The organism is Shewanella sp. SM87 (assembly GCF_025653705.1).
Taxonomy (GTDB): Bacteria; Pseudomonadota; Gammaproteobacteria; order Enterobacterales; family Shewanellaceae; genus Shewanella; species Shewanella oncorhynchi.
Window position 1 is genome coordinate 198,214 of sequence record NZ_JAKKSC010000001.1, and the last position, 20,362, is coordinate 218,575.

The window sequence follows — 20,362 nt, forward strand, 5'->3', positions numbered from 1 at the left end:
CTGGCTTGTTAACTTGCCTGTCTACTTAAGCCAGGCGGGTCTTAGTGGTTACAGTATATTTAACGGCAGCACCTTTTTTATCTTTAGGATTATTTTTAAAAAATAATAACTTTTTAAAAATAATCATTTTATTCAAATAGATAACTATCTTTAATAAAAACTTTGCCTACTTTCCTAGAAGATTCTAGAACAAGTAGGCAAAAGCACTTCAATACCATTTCACATCAATGGCATTAACCAAGGAGAGATAGTGCAACTTGAGGTAACTGGTTAGCCTGTGCAAGCATTGCAGAACCCGTTTGTTGTAATACTTGATTCTTAGTCATTTGTGAGGTTTCCTTCGCAAAATCGACATCCACGATACGACTCTTAGCATCAGCAACGTTGGCTTGCGTATTCGCACTATTACTAATGTTATGTGCTAAACGGTTTTGTACCGCACCTAATTCTGCACGTTGGGTATCAATCGTTTTAATGGCTTTATCAATCGCCACGAGCGATGTTGAGCGGCCTCCTGCAGTAGAAAGACTTAAAGCGCTAACTGATAAAGATGTTTTATCAGTTTTCTTCACCTTTACAGTCACATCTTCAGTTCTTTGATGACCAACTTGGAATTTTTTCCCTGCAGAGAACTCACCTTGCATTAATTTAGTATTACCGAACGCTGTCGATTTACCAATATTGTCAATCTCAGTGGCTAACTCGTCTATTTCAGCTTTAAGCGCTTTAATATCGTCGGTACTATTTGAACCATTTTCTGCTTGAATGGTTAAATCACGCATACGTTGCAACATATTAGTTTGTTCTTGCATCGCGCCTTCAGCAATTTGAGCAATTGAAATTGCATCATTAGCATTACGCATACCCACATCCAAACCGCGAACTTGACTGTTTAAGCGGTTAGAAATGGCTAGACCTGCGGCATCATCTTTAGCGCTGTTAATGCGTAGACCACTTGATAGACGTTCCATCGAGGTCGATAAACCGCTACTAGAAGTATTTAAATTCTTTTGTGCCTTCATTGAAGTCACGTTGGTATTAACTGTAATAGCCATGTTGAGTTCCTCTTCCTAGTTATACCGCCAAGGCTTGGGAGCTTGGCTAAATTTTTAACAATTTATCTTACAGATGGATAGGTACTTGCTTTCTGTTAAATAAAGTCGAACAGGGAAACAGAACCCACCTTACTAAACACGTTAGAGACTGCGTTCAATGCAAGCTGTTGCTTTTCAAATTCCGTAATCGCTGATGCATAATCGAGATCTTCCAAGAGTGATAGCGCTGATGTATTCACCACTTTCTCCTCGGTGTGAGTCTCTGTGTAACTTTCGACAACTTTCAGATTATTTCCCGCCACACTTCTGGCTGAACTAATTTGATTGACGCCACTATCAATGTTATCCAATATCTGTGCCAACTGAGCTCGCCCTTGGGGTGTGTTGGCAGAATTAGGGTCTTCGATTAATGCAATCGCACTGCTGATCGTATCAAAAATACTGACCTCAGCCTGGGGTTCCATGGTGAAACTATCGCCAGCGCTGGGTTTTCCATCAATTTTAACTTCTATACCATTAAAACTAACGGGATTAGTGGCATCAAAATTAGCGACGTTTGCGACAGGATTATTGGCAGAATCGAGCACTTGTAAATTCGTGCCACCAGCGCCATTACCAGTAAAACTAAACGTATATGTATCAGCAACATAAGTTGCAGTATCAGCAATTTTTGCTGTTTTAACGCTAAACTCCCCCTGCTGACTGGCCAAATAATTGACGCTATAATCACCAAGTCCATTGGGTGCTTTCATAAACGCGCTATCGCCAGGGATGTTTGTCCCCATGGCAACACCCGTTTGTACTAAACTATTTTTGACGCCAGAATCGCCGCTATACACTATTTTAGGCGGCGTCGAGTTATCAAAAGCAAAAGGTTCTTTATCGGTACTGAAACCAGAGAACATATAATTGCCAGATTCATCCTTACTATTGGCAATAGAGAGCAATTCTTCTAAGCTGCCTTTCATCTCTTCGGCAATCATTTGCCGCTCAGTTCCTGATAGTGTGCCGTTTATCGCTCGCATAACTTGCTCACGCATAGAGCCAGTTAAATCTTCAGCACTACCGAGTTTACTTTCTGCCACAGCAAGACGATTTGTCGCATAGTCAATATTTTTCATAAACTGATCGACGAGTGCATTTTTTTGATTCAGATTATCAATACCCTGTGACGCCACAGGATCATCACCAGCAGTATTGACTTTCTTACCACTGCTCAATTGGTCAAGAATTTTGCTGGTCGCCGTTTGCTTTTGCAGCACACTGGTAATGCTTTGATTAAAAATCTGCGCGGATGATAATCGCATAGTTAAATCTCCTAACGCACTGAGGATAATAAGGTGTCAAAAATCTGCTGTGCAGTCGTCATGATCCGCGCAGAGGCTTGATAGGCTTGCTGAAAACGCATTAAATTTGCCGCTTCTTCATCTAAGTTCACGCCCGACTCACTCTCAACTCGCGCATAAGCTTGTTGATACACGGCCTCTGCCGAACCAACACGCACTTCAGCCGCTTTCGTTTTACTGCCTACCTCGAGCTTAGTGTTCTCGAACACATCAGCTAGGGTCGACTTTCCCCCGTTCATCACCTTACTTTCGCTCAACTTAGCCATAGCAACAGCATTAGAGTTATCCCCCTCTGCGAAGGATAAATCGAAGGTAAATCTGTCATTGCCTGCAGCCGCTTTGCTGTCAACTTCAAAGGTAAAACCAAAAGCGCTAATACTCGGAGGCGTATAAGGGGCTGCAGCCCCTAGGGATGTTCCCGCGGCGTCAAATGCTTCATAGGTTGGAGGCACAACTGTGGTATCGAGCTTTATAGTCAACTCACTGCCCGTTACAGGGAAATTTGCGGCATTGCGATTGCTAATTTGAGTCAGCTTCACTTGGGTATTGCCAGAGTTAGCGGCATCTGCGGTAATCTTTGGTGATGCGGCGGCAATGCCTTTAGGGTCTTTCATGACCACTTCAATGCCATTTGAAGCACCCGCTGTCGGGCGAATCGCAAAACGATCGCCAGACGCCATAGCGCCCGCTTTTATGTCAATTGAAAATCCAGATCCACCCGATAAAGTCGAGCCAGTTAACGTCAGCGGCGTAATTGCCCCCGTTTTCGAATCTCTCAGCTCATAAGTTGCAGGCGCGGTAAATGACAGTTCGTAGGCACCACCAGTTAATAAGCTGGTGTCATCTATGGTGACGCCTAACGTTGCATTACCCGTATTACCAGAAAAACCTGCTGCACGGCCCAAAGACATCATAGGATCGTTGATATCTTTGAAGATATTGGCACCAACTTGCCCATTGAGGTCAATACCTTGTGCTTGCATTTTATTGAAGTTATCAGCCACGCCCAAGGCTAATTGATCGAGCTCATGACCCGCGGGAATTAACGTTTGATCACGATAATCAAAAATGGCCCCTAACTGACCGCCAAGTTTACTCGGATCAACAGTGACACTTTGCGAACCAATACTTGAAGTCAATTGGAGCTCATTCGGAAATGGATCACCCGCTTGGACTCCCATCGTCATAGCAATTTCGCCAGAAACCAACATCACTGAGCCACCGAGCATTACGCTCTTAGCACCATTTTCTAATGGAATAACATTCACTTGAGCGTACTGGCTTAACTCTTGAACAAGTGCATCTTGCTTATCAAGCAACTGCGCATCCTGATTCGGCGACTTCATTAACTCTAGGTTTAAATTTGCCAGTTCTGTACTGATCTCATTGATACGCTTAGTCATACCTGTGATCTGGTCATTGGTCTGATTAAGCTGGCCATTCAAATACGACTGCATCTGATTAAGACTGCTGGCAACTTGCTGTGCGTTTGTTAGGGTCGAACTCCGAATACCCAAATCTGCAGGTAAATCAGCCACACTATTCAGCCCCGAAAACAGGTCATTTAAGCTTTGTGGCACAACTTTACCTACCTGTGAAAACAGCTGATCTAACTCACTCAATTTACCGTAGCTGGCTTCGGCGGCGCTTAACGTTGTTTGGCCAATGCGTAACTCTCTTGCAGCATAGTCATTGTAGATACGCTTAACGTCATTAACGTAAGTTCCTGTGCCATAAAAACTACTACCAAAACGCTGCGATTCAAGAGTCGACTGGGTTGCCACTTGTCTGTGGTAACCAGCGGTATTGGCGTTAGCTATGTTATTACTGGTAACACCCAGTTGCGACTGGGAGGCAAGCACCCCAGTTCGCGCTATATTCAGTAGATCAACGGCCATTAGTTGACACTCCTATGAACAAACAGGGTTGTAAGATTCATCATTTGTCTTCTCCTGGCAGAATTGATTTCAGTTCTTCACTGATCGACTGCATCACTTTAATCACTTTTTCAGCGTATCGAGGATCAGTGGCATAACCCGCATCCTGCAAAGCTCGGATGAATTGGGTAGGGGAAGCGGCCACTTTCTTAGCATCTTGATAACGTTCACCTTCGGCAATGAAGGACACAAAATCGTTAAAGCTATGCTCGAAATCACTATAAACTCGGAAGTCAGCTTTTTGCTGAACAGCAACACCGTGCTCAAATTCTAAGGTACTGACGTTAGCCTTATCGCCTAACCAACGACGATCAGCTTTAATGTTGAATAGGTTATGACTTGGCGCACCGTTATTGCCGCGGACGATTTTTTGTCCCCAGCCAGTTTCCAGTGCCGATTGCGCCAATAATACTTCGGGTTGAGTACCTAATGTTTTTGCGGCTTTTTCAGCATGTGGATATAAGGTCGCTAAAAATTCTTCTCGACTACCAAACCTGACAATCTTTTGGGTTTCCCTAAATGCTGCCGTCGGCAAAACTTGGCCGCTAATCACAGGTTCTACCACTGAAAGTGATTGTTCACTCCAGCTCGGCTTAGGCGTATCGATAGCCAATGAACGATTAGGCGCATCAATGTCCATTGATGAATTTGCATCTTCAGCTCTATCCGGTTCAAATACAGGCCGAGCAATAGCAGCCGGCACACCATGATTTATAACTGTGGGTTCAACCACAGGAGCGGTTGAACTCTGCATAGGCACATTAAGCGCTTTATCGTCGTGGAGCATTTTCATGCCACCATCGTCACGCAATACCGATGCAGGCGTGAAATGACTTGTTTCAGGGGAAAGTTGCTGCACCATCATATCGGCAAGGCCCAATACCCCTTTGTCAGATAAATCGACCGATAACTGCTGATCGCGCATCTGCTCGTAAAACTGAGTGTATTGGCTATTGAGTGGACTATCAGACTGAAAAACCGCATTGGCATCGCGCATACTTTTCATCAGCATTTGCACGAAAATACCTTCAAATTGTTGGGCAACCTTTTTCAAGGCGCCCTTCTCATCTTTCTGAGCCTGGGCGCGGAGTGAATCTAGCCCGCCCAGGTCAAGAAAATGTGATGAACTTGAAAGCTTTTCCATGATTTTCCCGACAGAAATTAGATGATGATAAGTTCACCATGCAAAGCTCCTGCCACTTTTAATGCTTCAAGTATTGCTAACACATCTGAAGGGGCTGCACCGACTAAGTTAACCGCTCTAACCAGCTCATCCAGCGTAGTGCCTGGATTAAACATAAACATACGGCGGTCACTTTCTGTCGCTGTGATCGTACTATTACTCGTGACGGTTGTTTGACCATTTGCCAACGCGTTAGGCTGCGAAACCTGTGTCGCCTCCGCAATCGTGACAGTCATGCCGCCATGGGTAATCGCCGCAGGGAGTAAGCGTACGTTTTGCCCAACCACTATGGTTCCAGTACGTGAATTAACGATCACTTTGGCAGATTCCTCTGCGGGAACAACATCAAGGTTTTCAAGCGTTGCTAAAAAGGAGACCCGTTGTGATACATCACGTGGAGCCGTTACCTGAACAGACGTCGCATCTAAAGGACGCGCCATATCTGGACCTAATAGATCATTGATCGCATCAGCCATGCGCTGCGCAGTAGAGAAATCCGAACGACGTAGGTTAAACGTCAAATAATCGCCAGTTGAAAATGGGGTTGCTACACTACGCTCAACAATTGCGCCATTGGGTATACGACCTACAGTTGGCGTATTTTGAATCACCTTTGAACCATCTAAACCATCGGCACTAAAACCACTCACCACTAAACTACCTTGGGCGATCGCATACACATTACCGTCTACCCCTTTCAAAAAGGTCTGTAATAAGGTGCCACCGCGTAAGCTTTTGGCTTCACCTAAGCTAGATACCGTCACGTCAAGATCTTGACCAGGTTTGATAAAGGCGGGCATATCCGCGTGTACGGCTACCACTGCAACGTTTTTAATTTTCGGTTTGACGTTGTCAGGAAGATTAATCCCAAAGTTTTTGAGCATAGTCATAAAGGTCTGCTCGGTATAACTGGTTTTTTCCCCCGTTCCCGGCAAACCGACCACTAAGCCATAACCAATCAACTGGTTACTACGCACACCTTGCACATTGGCAATATCTTTAATTCGTTCAGCCTGACTAGGTAGAGAAAACACTAGCATGGCAACGGCTAACACCAGTTTATATTTCATGATACGACTCCTTAGAAGGGCCACCAGTCGCTCATAAAGAACTGGCTTAACCAGCCCACTTTTTGAGCATCTGCGAAAGTGCCTGTGCCACTGTATTGGATACGGGCATTAGCCATTCGCGTTGAATCGACAGTGTTATCGGGTTTAATGTCCTGCGAGCGAACGAGACCAGTGACACGAATAAACTCATCACCATTATTAATTGAAATCCATTTTTCACCACGGATCACTAAACTGCCGTTGTTCAGCACTTGCATCACGTTTGCCGAGATGCTGCCATCTAGACTATTGCTCTGATCCGCATCCGATTCACGCTTAGTGTTCATGCTATCTTTGTAACGCAAATCAATTGGCACTCCGCCAATGGACACATTACTACCACCTGCAAAGATGGGATCTAAGCTCATGTCTGAGCCTTTTTTGATCTGATTGCCTGCACTCTTCTTAGCTTGAGTCGATTCCTTCAATACGATAGTGATAATGTCACCGACTTTATGAGCGCGTATATCCGAATACAAGCTAGATGCTTGGCTGTCTTGATAAATAGAGCCAGTTGCGGCAATTTTTGTCGGCGGCGCCTCTGGGTATACCGGCGCGTAAAAGGGATCATCCGCAAGGGGTTTCTTTTGCGTCGAGCTACAAGCTGCAAGCAATAACGCGACGGCCAACACAAGATATCTAGCCATGATGTTTGCCTCTATAAATTCTGAGTCACATAAGACAGCATCTGATCTACCGCTGAAATCACTTTGGAGTTCATCTCGTAAATGCGCTGACTTTCGATAAGGTTCACCAGTTCCTCGGTCACGTTCACGTTAGAGGTTTCTAAGGCGCCTTGACGAATCGCTCCCATGCCATCTAACGAAGCGGTCCCTTGAATGGGCGTGCCGCTCGCACCAGTTTCCGTATATAAGTTTTGTCCCATAGGATCTAGACCCGATGGATTAATAAAATCCGTCATAGTCAACTGACCCACGACTTGGTTCTCAGCGGTACCAGGGGTTTTTACTGAAACTTCGCCCTCCGCGGAAACGGTAATACTGGTCGCATTATCAGGAATCGTGATCGCGGGTTGTAGCAAATAGCCAGAACCTGGCGTCACAATCTGACCCGTATCGTCTAGGGTAAACTGACCATTTCGAGTATAAGCAGTGGTTCCATCAGGGAGCTGGATTTCAAAAAATCCAGGACCTTCAATCATGAGATCCAGTGAGTTATCCGTCGTCAGCATGTTACCCTGAGTAAACATTTTTTGAGTGGCGACGACTTTCGTACCCGCACCTATGTTTAATCCGTTGGGTAGCTTAGTGTTAGATGCACTAACACCACCCGCTTGGTTAACTGTTTGATAGAGTAAATCTTCAAATACTGCGCGGCTTTTTTTGTAGCCCACAGTGCTAGCGTTTGCTACGTTGTTTGAAATCACTGAAATATCAGTTTGCTGTGCGTCTAAGCCAGTTTTACTAATCCATAACGCCGGATGCATAATCTATCTCCTAACTAATACGCATTAATGAAGATGAAGCGCGATCATTCTCTTCCGCGGTTTTCATCATCTTGACTTGCAATTCAAACTGCCGCTGAAGATCAATTAAAGACACCATTTCATCAACAGGGTTAACATTACTGCCCTCTACGGCGCCACTTTCAACTGCGACGAAAGGGTCAGCTGGTGCAGGTTCACCTGACATTTGTCGAAATAATCCATCTTCACCACGCATCATCTGCGCATTGCCGGGATTGACTAACTTCAATCTCGCCACTTCTTCTATTACTTCAGCAGTCGCCCCTTGAGGGCGAACAGACACTATGCCATCCTGTGAAATTGACACTTTATCAATAGGTAATGGCAGCACTATCGGGCCAGCGTCCCCCATCACGGGATTGCCTCTGTCGTTATACAACATGCCCGTCGCATCGAAACTGAGACTACCGGAACGGGTATAAGCTTCACTGCCATCTTTCGCCTGAACGGCAAACCAGCCATCACCTTTAATGGCAACATCGAGATCCCGTCCAGTGGTTTTAATCGGACCAGAGCGAAAATTAGCTGACGGAGATTCTGTCATCGCAAACACCCTTGAAGGCAACCCTTCACCGAAGGCTTGCATCGATCTGGCCTGCGCCATATCTGATTTAAAACCATCGGTATTAGCATTGGCTAAGTTGTTCGCACGGAGTGCCAGCTCATTCATATTTTGCTTAGCGCCACTCATGGCGACATAAAGGAATTTGTCCACAGACTGCTCCGTCAAATTTTCTACATGACGATATCAAAGCAAGCATTGTGCCAATAAAAATTGATTTTAATTTACTGATAAAATTGAAGAATAAAGAAATGAAGTGAGTTGACGGCAGGATAAAGGCTAAGTGTTGCCACTGGCGGCAACACTTAGTTAAATAAAGTAATGATTAGCGGATTTGTAATACGGTTTGTTGCAGCGTGTTATTCACTTCAAGGGTACGGGAGTTCGCTTGGAAGTTACGCTGCGCCGAAATTAAATCGACCAGTTCAGTCGTCAAATCAATATTCGATTGCTCTAACGCCGATGAACTGATGCTACCAAAAGTTCCACTATTTGCCTCACCCGCTAACGCTGGACCAGAGTTCAAACTAGCCTTCCACGACGTATTACCCACTTGCGTTAAACCTTGTTCGTTAGCAAAACGAACTAAAGCAACCCGTGCTAAAGGCACGGTTGAGCCATTAGAATAACTCGCGGTCACTAAACCATCTTCGCCGATTTCAACGTTAGTTAAGCGGCCTACAGTCGTACCATCTTGCGTCAACTCAGTTGCACCAAAAGGAGCCGCATATTGCGTTGGGGCATTAAACTTGACAGTCAAATCTTGAGTACCATCGGCCCCAGCCCCTAAAACACCCGCACCACTGACGCCTAAAGCCTCAGTCTTGACTATAGCAGGATCGCTACCTGTGTAGACACCAACTGAATTGAACTTGAGGACAGAGCCTTTCCAACCACCAGCAGTTTGAGCCGTGCCCGTTGCATCAGGTGTACCATCGCCAGTGGTATCTGTTTGATAAGTACCAGCAGGACCGGCTAAATCGACTTGCTTTCCATCAACAGCATAGTAAGCCACCCAATTGTTCTCACCATTGTACGAACCATCTTTGGGCTTAACAAAATAAGTGGTCATAATATGTGGCTCACCGAGTGAGTCATAAATTGTCATTGATGTAACGTTATTGTAGGTTTTTGCATCTAGAGGATCGAATGCCGCGGGGTCGAGTGCACTTTCCTTAGCATTTAAGTTCATTTGTAAAGTAACATTCTCAGTCTTTACAGGGCTACCTGCAGTGTCTGGTATTTGTACCGGCTTAGCCGTCGTTAAACTCACTGATGTTGAGTTCCCATCTTTATCCACTGGGAAAGTTTGCAAATAATTACCAGCAGAATCAACCATGTAATTATTTTTATCGACCTTAAATGCTCCAGCACGGGTAAACGAGTGGTCTAATGTACCCAGTTCAGAGGCAGTAACGAAAAAGCCACCACCTTTAATCGCCATATCAAGGGAGTTATTCGTCAACTGTAAGCTACCTTGATGGAATTGCTGTGCCACTTGACTCGTAGCAACACCACCACCGACAGCAGTTTTAGCATTTGAAAAAATAGAATTAGCGTAAACATCCGCAAATTCAGCACGGGACTCTTTAAAGCCAATGGTGTTCGCATTAGCAATGTTATTCGCCGTAGTGTTTAAATCTTTCTGCGCGGCAGAAATGCCACTCAATGCAATGTTAAACGACATAATTCACCTCTACACTTGACTCAATTCATTTATGAGCAACTTACGCCCAATTCGGATACTGCAAAAATTCTTTTATGCAAACTTAGGTTTCAGACACAGCTAACACATCGGTTAACTTGATGCCCATACCGCCTCTCAAGTTAAGAATCGCGCCAGTACTGGCCGTACCGAGAGAAACGCTGGTCACATGAGCATAGGTCGAGACTGGCAATTCTTGGGATTTCCCATCCACTAAACCACTCGCCTTGATCGTATAGTTACCTGCGGTTACAGGGTTTCCATCTTTATCGAGGCCATCCCAGTTAACATCGACATTGCCCCCCTTACTGCCATCAACTTTAAAGGTGGTCACAACTTGGCCTTTCTCATCCTCAACACGTACAGTAACTTCAGGAATTTTAGCTGGCGTGCTAATCACACCTTTTATTGTTGGGCTTTCAGCTGAAATGTTACCTGTATCAGTTGGGATCAACACCTTGCGACCAACAAGTCCTGATGCCTGTAATGCTTGGCTTGATGTCATAACACCGTTTAAATTAACGATTTCCTTATTCAACTTAGTAATACCATCAACCGTCGAGAATGATGCCATCTGCGCAATCATTTGGTCGTTGTCGACGGGCTTAAAGGGATCTTGCATCGATAACTGTTGGCTTAATAACGAGAAAAAGTCATCTTGAGTTAACTGCTGGCTTTTTGCTTCCGGTACTATTGAATCTTTTGGCAAACGTATGCCATCAAGAAACGGATTACCCGTTGAGCTGGTTGATGAATTCGTCGTAACGGCATTTGGCTGACTCTTATTTTGAGCCGTCTGCGCCGACGCTTGGTTAATTTGATTAATGAGGCTCACAGCTTACCTCCTAAGTAACACATGTTATTTACCCATCCCAAGTGTTTGTTGCAGCATAGACTTAGCTGCTTCAGCGACTTGAACATTCATTTGATATGAGCGCGAAGCAGAAATCATATCTGCCATTTCTTCCATGACATTAACATTCGGTTTATAAATAAAGCCGTCCGCATCCGCCATTGGATGATCGGGCGAATATTCTTTCAGTAGTGGTTTATCACTTTCTACAATGCCTTTTACCGCAACGCCTTGAGAAGCTTGTTGCTGACTTTGGGCTTTAGCCATTTCGGCTTCAAAAATGGGATGACGGGAACGATAGGTCTTATCTACACTACTCGAGACGGAATCCGCGTTAGCTATGTTGCTCGCGGTGGTGTTTAGCCTGACCGATTGAGCAGACATTCCCGAGCCAGCAACATCAAATATGCTAAATAAACTCATGATTAATCCCCTCTCAACGCTTTCTTCATGCCACTAAACTTACTGTCTAAAAAACCTAGCGACATTTGATATTCAAGTGCATTTTGCATGAATGCCGATTGTTCCTGTTGGATATCAACAGTATTACCATCACCGGTATCGGGTTGATTTGGCACACGGAACTTAACAAATTGCCCAGTCAACTCCGCAAGCCCAAAATGCTTATCTGGCTCTTGCATTTCAAGACTATTTCGCTGCTGCTGTTGGCCTCGAGCGGCCTGCATTGCCGCAGAAAAATCAACATCGCGGGCTTTGTAATGTGGCGTATCTGCGTTAGCGATATTGCTTGAAATAACTTCAGCCCGCTGCGCTCTAATACCGAGAGTGTATTGATGCACACCCAGTGCATTATCAAAATTGATCGCCATAAAATTGCCTCCTCGTGTTCTCACGAAAATAAAGCAATTCATGTGCCAACATCAGGGAAATTTTGAGAATAACAACAAGGATGAGCAAGTGATGGGTAAAAAATTACCGACAATTGTCGGTAATTTTCTTTAGAGCGGCTGAGTTAAGTCTTTTTCTGGTAATAAATGCCAGGGTTACAACGAACCATATCAAACTCGTCCGTTAAACCAGCGATAGATTCTGATGCACCGAGAAATAAAATCCCTTTGGGATTGAGAGCGGCAGCGAATTGCCGCAAAATTTTTGCCTTTGCCTCTGGTGCAAAATAAATCAGCACATTGCGGCAAAAGATAATGTCGAACTTGCCAAGCAGACTATAACTCTCAAGCAAATTATGCGCTCTAAAGTTCACCAACCGCTTCACATTATCCTTTAACTTCATATTACCTGAAGGTAATGCATCAAAAAACTGACGCTTACGTTCTTCAGATAAACCACGCGCTAATGCCAAACTATCGTACTCGGCATTTTTGCAGCGTTCCAACATGGAAGGAGATAAATCCGTTGCTTGAATCGAAGCACTACCAGCCAAGGCACCAGGCTTCTTCTGTTGATACTCAAGAATAGTCATAGCCAATGAGTATGGCTCTTGGCCTGACGAGCAAGCCGCAGACCAAATTTTAAGCGGACGCCCCAGACGACTGTATTCAGGTAGTAGGACATTATTCAACAACTCAAATGGATAACGATCACGGAACCAAAGGGTTTCATTGGTCGTCATAGCATCGATCACTTCAGCTCTGAGCGCACGCTCAGTAGGCTTCATCGAATGCTTAACCACATCAGATAAGGATGGCAGGTTATATTTGCCCATCAAAGGAGCAAGACGACTGCGCACAAGATATTGCTTATTTTCACCCAGTACGATGCCGCTGTGTTGCTCTAAGAACAACCTAAATTGATTATATTCAGCCTCAGCGAGTGATTTATTTGGCACATTCACATCCTAAATCCTATAGCAAGCACCAAAATCAGTGCGAAACCATCATGTTATAAAGTCGAGATTATAGCGTAAAGCGTATCTAGGTACTAACCTACAGCAATTACAAACTTAAATGCTTATTCACAGCAGCGGCCAATTCGTCGGGATTAAACTTAGCGATAAAGTCATTAGCCCCCACTTTTTGAACCATTGCCTGATTGAATACACCACTTAACGAAGTATGCAGTACCACTTTAATATGCTTAAGCTTAGGATCATCTCGGATTTCAGCGGTCAGGGTGTAGCCATCCATTTCAGGCATCTCAATATCAGAGATAATGAGGGGGATCTCATCGGCCACATTATCCATCTCTTTGGCGATCTCTTTAAGCTTGTCTAATGCTTCGCGACCATCTTTTGCGGTATCAATTTGTAAATTCAATGACTCGAGTGAACGAATAATTTGTTTACGCGCCACGGCAGAATCATCAATAACCATAATATGGTAATGCTGAGTTCTATCGAGGGTTAGTTTTTCATTGGCTTCTTCACTGATAGCCGTTTTAACTGGTGAAATCTCATCTAAGATTTTTTCCACATCGAGAATTTCAACTAATTCACCTTCAATTTCAGTCACAGCTGTCAGATAAGAATAACGACCAGCACCTTGCGGCGGAGGCATAATCGCTTCCCAATTCATGTTGATGATCCGCTCAACAGAACTGACCAAGAAGCCTTGAACACTGCGGTTATATTCAGAAATAATGATGAAACAGTTTTCAGTGCTTGCTAAAGGTTTTCCCCCTGTTGCCGCACTCAAATCAATCACTGAAATGGTTGTTCCACGAATATGAGCAACACCCTTCACATAAGGATTAAGTTTAGGCAAAGTGGTCAGTGGTGGACACTGCAGTACTTCTTTCACCTTAAACACGTTAATCCCAAACCGTTGACGACCGTTTAATTTAAAAAGCAGCAATTCTAAACGGTTTTGTCCAACGAGCTGGGTTCGTTTGTTGACTGAATCAAGAATACTCGACATAACTCTGCCTTGTTGTTCTGTTTATGTTCGGCCCTATAACTCAGTTGAGTATAGGCATATTAATTGCTTAAGTCTTATCTATCGATAAACATAGTCGAAACTGAGTCAATCTTCTGACAGTGATGCAAATTATTATTACAGTGGTCAGCTTCGAACTTAATAAAAGTATAGGTGCATTCTGGCGTTACAAGCTAGTCTCTTCATTATGAAAGTAAATTTAGTCTGTTTTTTTTGTCTTTTCACCCTCTTCATGCCCGCTTTTGCGAGTGCAGAGCCTATTGTCCCCACCGTATCGGCAATCTCAGAATTAGCTAAAGCGCTTATTTCAGAAAAAATATCCGTTCCAGAAAATGCCAAAGTAAATATTTCGCCACAGATGGTTGACGCAAGAATGCTGCCGTCACAATGTTCGTCTCCAATGAAAGTTGAACTGGCTAGCGATAGGGAAATTAGCCGTAATAACACCTTAAAAGTCAGCTGTGATACGCAAGACTTAGCTTACCCTTGGCAAATCTATATCTCGGTTCGGGTGGATATCTTATTCCCCGTTGTTGTCTCAACCGAAATCTTAGCACCAGGCGAACTCATCTCTCCGAGTCAAGTAGAAGTCCGTTACATTGAACAAAATAGCTTGAGAGGTGCCGAATTCGATGACCCGAGTAAATTGGCTGGCGTGCGAGTAAAACGACGAGTAGCAAAAGATAATCCCATATTAAGCAACAACTTATGCTTCGTTTGTAAAAATGATTCGGTCTCTATCTACGTTCGTTCTGGCTCATTCGAGCTAAAAACAGCGGGCGAAGCCCTACAAGATGGCAATAAAGGTGATCGGATCAGAGTCAAAAATAGCAGTTCAAACAAAGAACTAGATGCTATAGTCACAGGCATTGGCGAAGTTGAAGTAAGAATGTAAAATAATCTAAAGCTTTTTTGTAAGCTGCCGATACCCCAGTTAAGAAATCCCGTACACACGACGCTGGAGCCTAAAATGGCAATTGATATTAGCAAACTCAACACTGCAACGACTGCGCAAGTTCGTTCAGGCGCAACGAAAACGAGCAGCGATCAATCTGCTCAAGTTGCTACAAAATCGACAACACCACAGAGAAGCGACTCAGTGGTCATTACGGCCCAGGCACAACAACTTCAAGGAGCTCAGACTAAAATGGCTAGCCTTCCTGAAGTTGATCAAAAGAAAGTAGCCGAAATCAAACAAGCTATTGCCGAAGGTCGCTATAAAATTGACCCTGAAAAGTTGGCTGCCAATATTGCAAGTTTTGAAGCCGAACTTAATGACTTAAATAAAGAGTAACTATGACTGAAATAGCTAAACTGGTAGATCTACAACACGCCCATTTGGCTGTTCTTAAGCAAATCATACTCAAGGAAAAAGGCGCTTTGGTTGACCAAAACGCCGATTTACTGCTTTCCCTTGCTAACGAAAAATCGCAATGTCTGAAAGAACTAAAGACTAATGATGATATTCTGGCAAAACACAGTGATAAATCGCTACTCACTCAGCAAGTCGAACTCGTGCATAAAATGGTCGAGATCAAAGACGCATTGACTGAATGCAAAGAATTAAACGAACAAAATGCCAGTTTAATTGAGATGAATTTAGCGAGTTTAAATCGCTTTGCTCAAGCTTTACAAGCCAGTAGAAACGCCTCCAGCCTCACCTATAACGATAAAGGCAAGACCTCGACTATCTCAAGTTTAGGCAATGATTTAAAGGCCTAACAAGCGCATCACTCCCACTTAGCATTACCTTTTCTAAGCTCTGATTAGATATTAATGTCTTGTACAAAAAGAAAAGCCGCGTAAATACGCGGCTCAATACATGCTGTTGAACATACTCTCAAAAACGCTAGAAATACGTCACTTCCTTCACTCGTTGTGGACGGTTCTGTTGTTGATAAAGCGCCCAAACCTGTGAAAAATCAAGTTCTAACTCAGTGACATAATGCTCGCCTGCTGGATAACTCTTAACGACTCGTGCACCGCGGATCACGCCAGAAACTGACGCTTTGACATTATCGTCCGTCAACATCCAATCACTGACACTGCTGTTTGCCGTTATTTTCTGCCCATAAACTTGTTCCGCTAATTCACGATAAGCCACAATTTTTGATGCCTGCATAGCCATCAACACTCTTTGTGATTGCTCTTTAGCCGGTTGAGTCGCTAAGGGCGCATATCCTATAGCCGTTAACTTAGGAAAACTCGGCGGCGGCACATCTTCCCATTGCACATATCTATCTTTAGCAGCGCAGCCAGTTAGCATTAGCACCACAATAACTAAAAGGTAGCGTTTCATTTTCCATCTCCTAAAACACGCACTTCATTCATACCTGGACTCGCCTGACGATATAAGATGCCATTTTGTGATACAATTTGCTCCGAAGGCTGCATGTAGTTTGCCAACTCTTTTTGAGTCACAAAAGTTTGAGATGCCGATACCACGCGATTGTTACTAATGTTCACAATCCGAGTATTGATCGCCATACCATTGGTTACTACGCTCATAGTCGAAACGACAAGATGCTCAACAGGAAGATCTTTCGACAATTTTTGCCAATCTCGCGTCAAAATAAAATCCCCGTCAGATGTGACTCTCAAGCCATCAGCTAAGTTTAAATCCACCACATTAAACTGAAAGCTATGGAGCGATGTCATTAATCCTTGCTGTAACTGTTGCGCTAACGCATTAGTGCCATTCAAATCACCCACTAATACTGGTGTTGCAACTACGATAGGTTGATCAGAACGCAGAGCATCATTTTGCTTAACGAGCTCAGTCACTATTCGCTGTGCTAAATGGTTAATCACTGCCGTTGGCGGCAACCCATTGCCATCCACTAAACTCGGTTTGGGCGGCGTAACCGGTTTAGCTACACATCCACCTAACATTATCAATGTTAAGGGAATAATCACACGCTTTAGCATTGGATTTACCTCATCTATGGGTGCATTGGCAGTCAAGTGACTCACTTTCTAAGCTTCAAATTTTTAATGAGTAACAAAAACCAGCAATCTTTGGACCAATATTAACCTCAGTCCGACAATATTCTTCTATTACGCAGTATATCGACTGTAACAATGGAAACTTTATCAAAAGTTCTCATACTCAGGCACGAAATTTGCTTTATTGACATATTAGATTAAGAGTCAGAAAACTGGCTCGATTGGTAATATCGCCATTAGCTTAGCGATAAGGATTGAATTGATGCACATACCAGGTTCAGCTTCGCTCATCATTTTGAGCCTTTTACTACTTTCTTTGCCCACCAGAGCCGAATGGATAGAAGCCAGCGGAGAAGCAACTATTATCAATGGTAATACAGCTCAAGCAAGGGAAGAAGCAATTAATCAAGCAGTTAGCTATGCGACATTAAGCACAGGTATTCAAATATCCAGTGAGCAACAAACCTCTAATGGTAACCTCACACAAAATAACTTTGCGATAAATCGCAACGCCCAAGCCATAAACATCCAACTCGTAAGTGAACAAATTCAGGGAAATAAAATATATGTATCCCTACGCCTCGATCTAAATGATGATCCAACACAACAGTGTCCTAATGGCCAATTAAAGGCCGCTATTTTAATACCTCAAACACAAATAAAAGATCGTTCTCAGCTTAGATATGGACAACTTTCAGGCTTTGAAGAGGTCATTTCAGAGGCGTTAGGGAACACTATAGAAGATTACTCTTCAACTGGCTTTAGTCACATCCATGCTAACGAGCGACTCGATATTGAACAAGACCTAGTGGATATTCACGGTTATCGACTCCCAAGCTGGCTCAGTGAAATTACCGACAGCCAATATATTCTTCAACCGCAGATCATTGATATATCGATAGAGCCTGTACAACCCACCTTCTTAGGATTTTGGGATGAAGCTCCGCTAAGGCAATTTCAATTCAAACTCAGCCTCTATCATGGGATCAGTGGCGAAGAGGTCTGGAGCAAAAGCTACAACACATCGGCCCCATGGGAATTTGAAGAACAGGCTATCATTGCTCCCAACAGTAATAGATTCTGGCGTTCCTCCTATGGAAAAAGTATTACTCAATTAATATTGCAAGCTACCCGAGATTTAGACAGCACACTTAATTGCAGGCCATTACTTGGCCAAGTCGTTAGCCGACAAGCAGACAGGATTATATTAAATCTAGGCCGTAAACATGGCATTCGTGTCGGTGATAAATTCCAAGTAGTATTACAACAAAACTTACCCGATAGACTCAATGAAATGCGCGCCGTCGCGACCAAAAGTCGTGCAACGGTAAAAATTGAGCAAGTAAGCGAAGAAAGCGCCACCGCAGTACTTGTAGACCAAAATGCCGCCTACAATGTACAGATAAACGACATAGCGCTTAAGATTTAAGCAACCAAATCATAAGCCTTTTAATCAAAGATAAAACCAGTATAATCACTGTCGTCTCTTCATAGCTCAACAGGATAGAGCAGCCGCCTCCTAAGCGGCCGATCGGGGTTCGAGTCCCTGTGGAGAGACCAGTTCGCAGGCTTCTCTTGATAAATTAAAAATACTTTCAAGGATACCGTTAATGACTGTACTTTTTGATGACAATTTAGAAGTTATAAACAGACGTTGGCCATTACTAAGTCAGGTACTCAACACTGCTTCAGTCTCAGATTTAAATGCCCATTTAGTGCAAGGTCGTGAGCAAACCATTAGCGTTAATGGTATCCAGTTAAGTAGTCGTCATAACCGTATTGCAGAAGCACAGCTTTTAATTGGTCAATTGCCAGGAAATTATAGCAGGGCGACGGTTTATGGCGTCGGTATGGGTGATGTACCCACAATTCTCGTACAAAACTCTACTATAAAACGCATTAACATATGTCTGCTTAACGTGAATCTGTTTGCCCTATTATTGACTTACACCGATCAACGAGAATGGTTAAGCGATCAACGCCTAGAACTGGAATATCAGCCTCAACAAAACCGATTACCGCAACACTATATCGCGATTACACCTGAATTATTACTGAGCAGTGATGAAAATGCTAGGCTGCGTGACTTACTCGCATTTAATAATAACATTACCTATGCCAATAAAAAGCATAACAATGTTGATGCTAAGCTTAAGCAACGGATGATAGAAAATCTTGCTACAATAAAAAAAGACAGTGATGCTGCCGATTTAAGCTCCTACTACCAGCCTAATAAGACCTTAGTTATAGCTACAGGACCAACATTAGAGCAACATTACACCTATCTGAGAGTGCAACGGGCGTTGCCAGAGTCGACTAGACCACTAATGATTAGTGTTGACACTGCATTAAAAGCGTTACTCAATGAAAATATTATCCCTGATATTGTTGTTAGCCTAGATCAACATATGTCACGACAGCTGTTACCAGACAACATCCCCGCCAGTGTGAAACTAGTCTATTTCCCCAAGTCACGACAGGATTTATTGCAATGGTGGCCAGGACAACGTTTTGCCGCCTATTCGCTGAGCCAAGACTATGATGAGTTATACCAACTAGCTCCAAAATTACGCTTATTTACTAATGGCAGCGTAATTCACCCTGCCATAGATTTAGCGGTACACCTAAAAAGTCAAACTATTATCTTATTCGGTTGCGATTTTAGTTATCCGCATAATAAGACTCATGCCTTCTGGCAAGACGGCGAGTTGGGCATATCTATAGCCCATGCAAAAAAACACTGGGTAATGAATGGTTATGGGGAAAAAGTTGCAACTGATCTTAGTTTTCGTGGATATTTACTTGCATTAGAAAATTATATTTATTCTAAACCACATGTAACATTTTATAACGCAAGCTTAGATGGCGCCACCATTAATGGCGCTCCATATCAGGAGTGTAAGTCATGAACAATAAACCAATTGACATACTCACCATGAAATTAATATCTACTGCTAGTAAGTTTCGATTAGGCAATGAAGCCGATGGTTCACATGACTTTGCTCATTGTATAGACCTGCTTAAACCCCTGCTGCCGGAACTAACAAATGCAGTGACTGTTGCACAATTATTTCGTGAGATGCTTGCAGAACAAGAACGCCACGACTGGCTTGCTTTGGCTGACAGTCTTGAATATGACTTACCTCTGCTTTTAAAAGTGTCTTTTAAACCATAATCACACCGCACTTATAGTAATCTGGTCCATTTTTTGCTTTTGTTTATACGTAAGTCGAACTAGATTCATCTTGTTGAATACAAAAATAGGATAAAATTTAGTTCTCTGTACAGTAACTCATATTTTCTGACTCAATTTGGCATAAAAATTCCC

22 protein-coding genes and 1 tRNA gene are annotated in these 20,362 nt (G+C 43.4%); 7 read left to right on the top strand and 16 right to left on the bottom strand.

Annotated elements, in window-relative coordinates; translation table 11 throughout:
- Positions 1-233: 233 nt before the first annotated feature.
- The 14 genes from L5M11_RS00930 to L5M11_RS00995 form a co-directional block, all read right to left on the bottom strand.
- Positions 234-1,055: a flagellin gene (locus L5M11_RS00930; RefSeq protein ID WP_263191079.1), complete on the bottom strand. Its 822-nt coding sequence runs from the start codon at positions 1,053-1,055 to the stop codon at positions 234-236.
- A 95-nt stretch (positions 1,056-1,150) separates the two neighbouring features.
- Positions 1,151-2,362: a flagellar hook-associated protein FlgL gene (flgL, locus tag L5M11_RS00935; RefSeq protein ID WP_263191082.1), complete on the bottom strand. Its 1,212-nt coding sequence runs from the start codon at positions 2,360-2,362 to the stop codon at positions 1,151-1,153.
- An 11-nt stretch (positions 2,363-2,373) separates the two neighbouring features.
- Positions 2,374-4,299, bottom strand: a complete 1,926-nt coding sequence (gene flgK / locus L5M11_RS00940; RefSeq protein ID WP_028761201.1) for a flagellar hook-associated protein FlgK — start codon at positions 4,297-4,299, stop codon at positions 2,374-2,376.
- A gap of 40 nt (positions 4,300-4,339) precedes the next feature.
- Positions 4,340-5,482, bottom strand: a complete 1,143-nt coding sequence (gene flgJ, locus L5M11_RS00945; RefSeq protein ID WP_263191084.1) for a flagellar assembly peptidoglycan hydrolase FlgJ — start codon at positions 5,480-5,482, stop codon at positions 4,340-4,342.
- 17 nt (positions 5,483-5,499) lie between these two features.
- Positions 5,500-6,591 carry a flagellar basal body P-ring protein FlgI gene (locus tag L5M11_RS00950; protein WP_028761203.1) on the bottom strand — a complete coding sequence of 364 codons (1,092 nt, stop codon included), beginning with the start codon at positions 6,589-6,591 and terminating at the stop codon, positions 5,500-5,502.
- A gap of 11 nt (positions 6,592-6,602) precedes the next feature.
- Entirely contained in the window at positions 6,603-7,277 is a 675-nt protein-coding gene (flgH, locus tag L5M11_RS00955) for a flagellar basal body L-ring protein FlgH (protein ID WP_028761204.1), read from the bottom strand.
- An 11-nt stretch (positions 7,278-7,288) separates the two neighbouring features.
- Positions 7,289-8,077: a flagellar basal-body rod protein FlgG gene (gene flgG / locus L5M11_RS00960; RefSeq protein ID WP_028761205.1), complete on the bottom strand. Its 789-nt coding sequence runs from the start codon at positions 8,075-8,077 to the stop codon at positions 7,289-7,291.
- 10 nt (positions 8,078-8,087) lie between these two features.
- Positions 8,088-8,831, bottom strand: a complete 744-nt coding sequence (gene flgF, locus L5M11_RS00965; RefSeq protein ID WP_105251930.1) for a flagellar basal-body rod protein FlgF — start codon at positions 8,829-8,831, stop codon at positions 8,088-8,090.
- 172 nt (positions 8,832-9,003) lie between these two features.
- Complete coding sequence (gene flgE, locus L5M11_RS00970; protein ID WP_105251929.1) at positions 9,004-10,365, bottom strand: flagellar hook protein FlgE; 1,362 nt, start codon at positions 10,363-10,365, stop codon at positions 9,004-9,006.
- 82 nt (positions 10,366-10,447) lie between these two features.
- Positions 10,448-11,218 (bottom strand): flagellar hook assembly protein FlgD, encoded by a 771-nt coding sequence (gene flgD, locus L5M11_RS00975; RefSeq protein WP_168824475.1) that lies wholly within the window; start codon positions 11,216-11,218, stop codon positions 10,448-10,450.
- 24 nt (positions 11,219-11,242) lie between these two features.
- Positions 11,243-11,659 carry a flagellar basal body rod protein FlgC gene (gene flgC / locus L5M11_RS00980; protein ID WP_006085646.1) on the bottom strand — a complete coding sequence of 139 codons (417 nt, stop codon included), beginning with the start codon at positions 11,657-11,659 and terminating at the stop codon, positions 11,243-11,245.
- A gap of 2 nt (positions 11,660-11,661) precedes the next feature.
- Complete coding sequence (gene flgB, locus L5M11_RS00985) at positions 11,662-12,066, bottom strand: flagellar basal body rod protein FlgB (protein ID WP_113939454.1); 405 nt, start codon at positions 12,064-12,066, stop codon at positions 11,662-11,664.
- 143 nt (positions 12,067-12,209) lie between these two features.
- Positions 12,210-13,049 carry a CheR family methyltransferase gene (locus tag L5M11_RS00990; protein WP_168824478.1) on the bottom strand — a complete coding sequence of 280 codons (840 nt, stop codon included), beginning with the start codon at positions 13,047-13,049 and terminating at the stop codon, positions 12,210-12,212.
- Between the two features lie 100 nt (positions 13,050-13,149).
- The gene (locus L5M11_RS00995) at positions 13,150-14,070 is read right to left on the bottom strand and encodes a chemotaxis protein CheV (RefSeq protein ID WP_028761211.1); all 921 of its coding nucleotides are present in this window, start codon (positions 14,068-14,070) and stop codon (positions 13,150-13,152) included.
- Positions 14,071-14,275: 205 nt separating this feature from the next.
- Here L5M11_RS00995 and flgA point away from each other — a divergent pair, with 205 nt between their 5' ends.
- From flgA to L5M11_RS01010, 3 genes are all read left to right on the top strand, one after another.
- Positions 14,276-14,983, top strand: coding sequence for a flagellar basal body P-ring formation chaperone FlgA (gene flgA, locus L5M11_RS01000; protein ID WP_263191086.1), 708 nt, complete (start codon positions 14,276-14,278; stop codon positions 14,981-14,983).
- Between the two features lie 75 nt (positions 14,984-15,058).
- Positions 15,059-15,382 carry a flagellar biosynthesis anti-sigma factor FlgM gene (gene flgM / locus L5M11_RS01005; RefSeq protein WP_107948432.1) on the top strand — a complete coding sequence of 108 codons (324 nt, stop codon included), beginning with the start codon at positions 15,059-15,061 and terminating at the stop codon, positions 15,380-15,382.
- A 2-nt stretch (positions 15,383-15,384) separates the two neighbouring features.
- Positions 15,385-15,810, top strand: a complete 426-nt coding sequence (locus tag L5M11_RS01010; protein WP_263191087.1) for a flagella synthesis protein FlgN — start codon at positions 15,385-15,387, stop codon at positions 15,808-15,810.
- Positions 15,811-15,937: 127 nt separating this feature from the next.
- Here the strand turns inward: L5M11_RS01010 and L5M11_RS01015 are convergent, their stop codons facing one another.
- Positions 15,938-16,387 (bottom strand): LPP20 family lipoprotein, encoded by a 450-nt coding sequence (locus tag L5M11_RS01015; protein WP_263191088.1) that lies wholly within the window; start codon positions 16,385-16,387, stop codon positions 15,938-15,940.
- Positions 16,384-17,016 carry a FlgO family outer membrane protein gene (locus tag L5M11_RS01020; RefSeq protein WP_028761216.1) on the bottom strand — a complete coding sequence of 211 codons (633 nt, stop codon included), beginning with the start codon at positions 17,014-17,016 and terminating at the stop codon, positions 16,384-16,386. The genes L5M11_RS01015 and L5M11_RS01020 overlap by 4 nt, the downstream gene beginning before the upstream one ends.
- 280 nt (positions 17,017-17,296) lie before the next feature.
- Between L5M11_RS01020 and L5M11_RS01025 the strand changes: the two genes are divergently transcribed.
- The 4 genes from L5M11_RS01025 to L5M11_RS01040 all read left to right on the top strand — a co-directional run bounded on the left by L5M11_RS01025 (position 17,297) and on the right by L5M11_RS01040 (position 20,209).
- Positions 17,297-18,463 (top strand): flagellar assembly protein FlgT, encoded by a 1,167-nt coding sequence (locus L5M11_RS01025; protein ID WP_263191090.1) that lies wholly within the window; start codon positions 17,297-17,299, stop codon positions 18,461-18,463.
- 55 nt (positions 18,464-18,518) lie between these two features.
- A tRNA-Arg gene (locus L5M11_RS01030) sits at positions 18,519-18,594 on the top strand.
- Positions 18,595-18,644: 50 nt separating this feature from the next.
- On the top strand, positions 18,645-19,943 hold the full coding sequence (locus tag L5M11_RS01035) for a motility associated factor glycosyltransferase family protein (protein ID WP_263191092.1): 1,299 nt from the start codon (positions 18,645-18,647) through the stop codon (positions 19,941-19,943).
- The gene (locus L5M11_RS01040; RefSeq protein WP_263191093.1) at positions 19,940-20,209 is read left to right on the top strand and encodes a hypothetical protein; all 270 of its coding nucleotides are present in this window, start codon (positions 19,940-19,942) and stop codon (positions 20,207-20,209) included. Before L5M11_RS01035 ends, L5M11_RS01040 begins: the two co-directional genes overlap by 4 nt.
- Positions 20,210-20,362: the final 153 nt, after the last annotated feature.

Excerpts from the sequence above, each read along its gene's own strand:
- flgH (WP_028761204.1), bottom strand. The coding sequence starts at position 7,277 with ATGGCTAGATATCTTGTGTTGGCCGTCGCGTTATTGCTTGCAGCTTGT.
- L5M11_RS01035 (WP_263191092.1), top strand. The coding sequence starts at position 18,645 with ATGACTGTACTTTTTGATGACAATTTAGAAGTTATAAACAGACGTTGG.
- L5M11_RS01020 (WP_028761216.1), bottom strand. The coding sequence starts at position 17,016 with ATGCTAAAGCGTGTGATTATTCCCTTAACATTGATAATGTTAGGTGGA.
- L5M11_RS00995 (WP_028761211.1), bottom strand. The coding sequence starts at position 14,070 with ATGTCGAGTATTCTTGATTCAGTCAACAAACGAACCCAGCTCGTTGGA.
- flgG (WP_028761205.1), bottom strand. The coding sequence starts at position 8,077 with ATGCATCCGGCGTTATGGATTAGTAAAACTGGCTTAGACGCACAGCAA.
- L5M11_RS00930 (WP_263191079.1), bottom strand. The coding sequence starts at position 1,055 with ATGGCTATTACAGTTAATACCAACGTGACTTCAATGAAGGCACAAAAG.
- L5M11_RS01025 (WP_263191090.1), top strand. The coding sequence starts at position 17,297 with ATGCACATACCAGGTTCAGCTTCGCTCATCATTTTGAGCCTTTTACTA.
- flgB (WP_113939454.1), bottom strand. The coding sequence starts at position 12,066 with ATGGCGATCAATTTTGATAATGCACTGGGTGTGCATCAATACACTCTC.
- flgE (WP_105251929.1), bottom strand. The coding sequence starts at position 10,365 with ATGTCGTTTAACATTGCATTGAGTGGCATTTCTGCCGCGCAGAAAGAT.
- flgK (WP_028761201.1), bottom strand. The coding sequence starts at position 4,299 with ATGGCCGTTGATCTACTGAATATAGCGCGAACTGGGGTGCTTGCCTCC.
- L5M11_RS01015 (WP_263191088.1), bottom strand. The coding sequence starts at position 16,387 with ATGAAACGCTACCTTTTAGTTATTGTGGTGCTAATGCTAACTGGCTGC.
- flgC (WP_006085646.1), bottom strand. The coding sequence starts at position 11,659 with ATGAGTTTATTTAGCATATTTGATGTTGCTGGCTCGGGAATGTCTGCT.
- L5M11_RS01010 (WP_263191087.1), top strand. The coding sequence starts at position 15,385 with ATGACTGAAATAGCTAAACTGGTAGATCTACAACACGCCCATTTGGCT.
- flgM (WP_107948432.1), top strand. The coding sequence starts at position 15,059 with ATGGCAATTGATATTAGCAAACTCAACACTGCAACGACTGCGCAAGTT.
- flgL (WP_263191082.1), bottom strand. The coding sequence starts at position 2,362 with ATGCGATTATCATCCGCGCAGATTTTTAATCAAAGCATTACCAGTGTG.
- L5M11_RS00950 (WP_028761203.1), bottom strand. The coding sequence starts at position 6,591 with ATGAAATATAAACTGGTGTTAGCCGTTGCCATGCTAGTGTTTTCTCTA.
- flgA (WP_263191086.1), top strand. The coding sequence starts at position 14,276 with ATGAAAGTAAATTTAGTCTGTTTTTTTTGTCTTTTCACCCTCTTCATG.
- flgJ (WP_263191084.1), bottom strand. The coding sequence starts at position 5,482 with ATGGAAAAGCTTTCAAGTTCATCACATTTTCTTGACCTGGGCGGGCTA.
- L5M11_RS01040 (WP_263191093.1), top strand. The coding sequence starts at position 19,940 with ATGAACAATAAACCAATTGACATACTCACCATGAAATTAATATCTACT.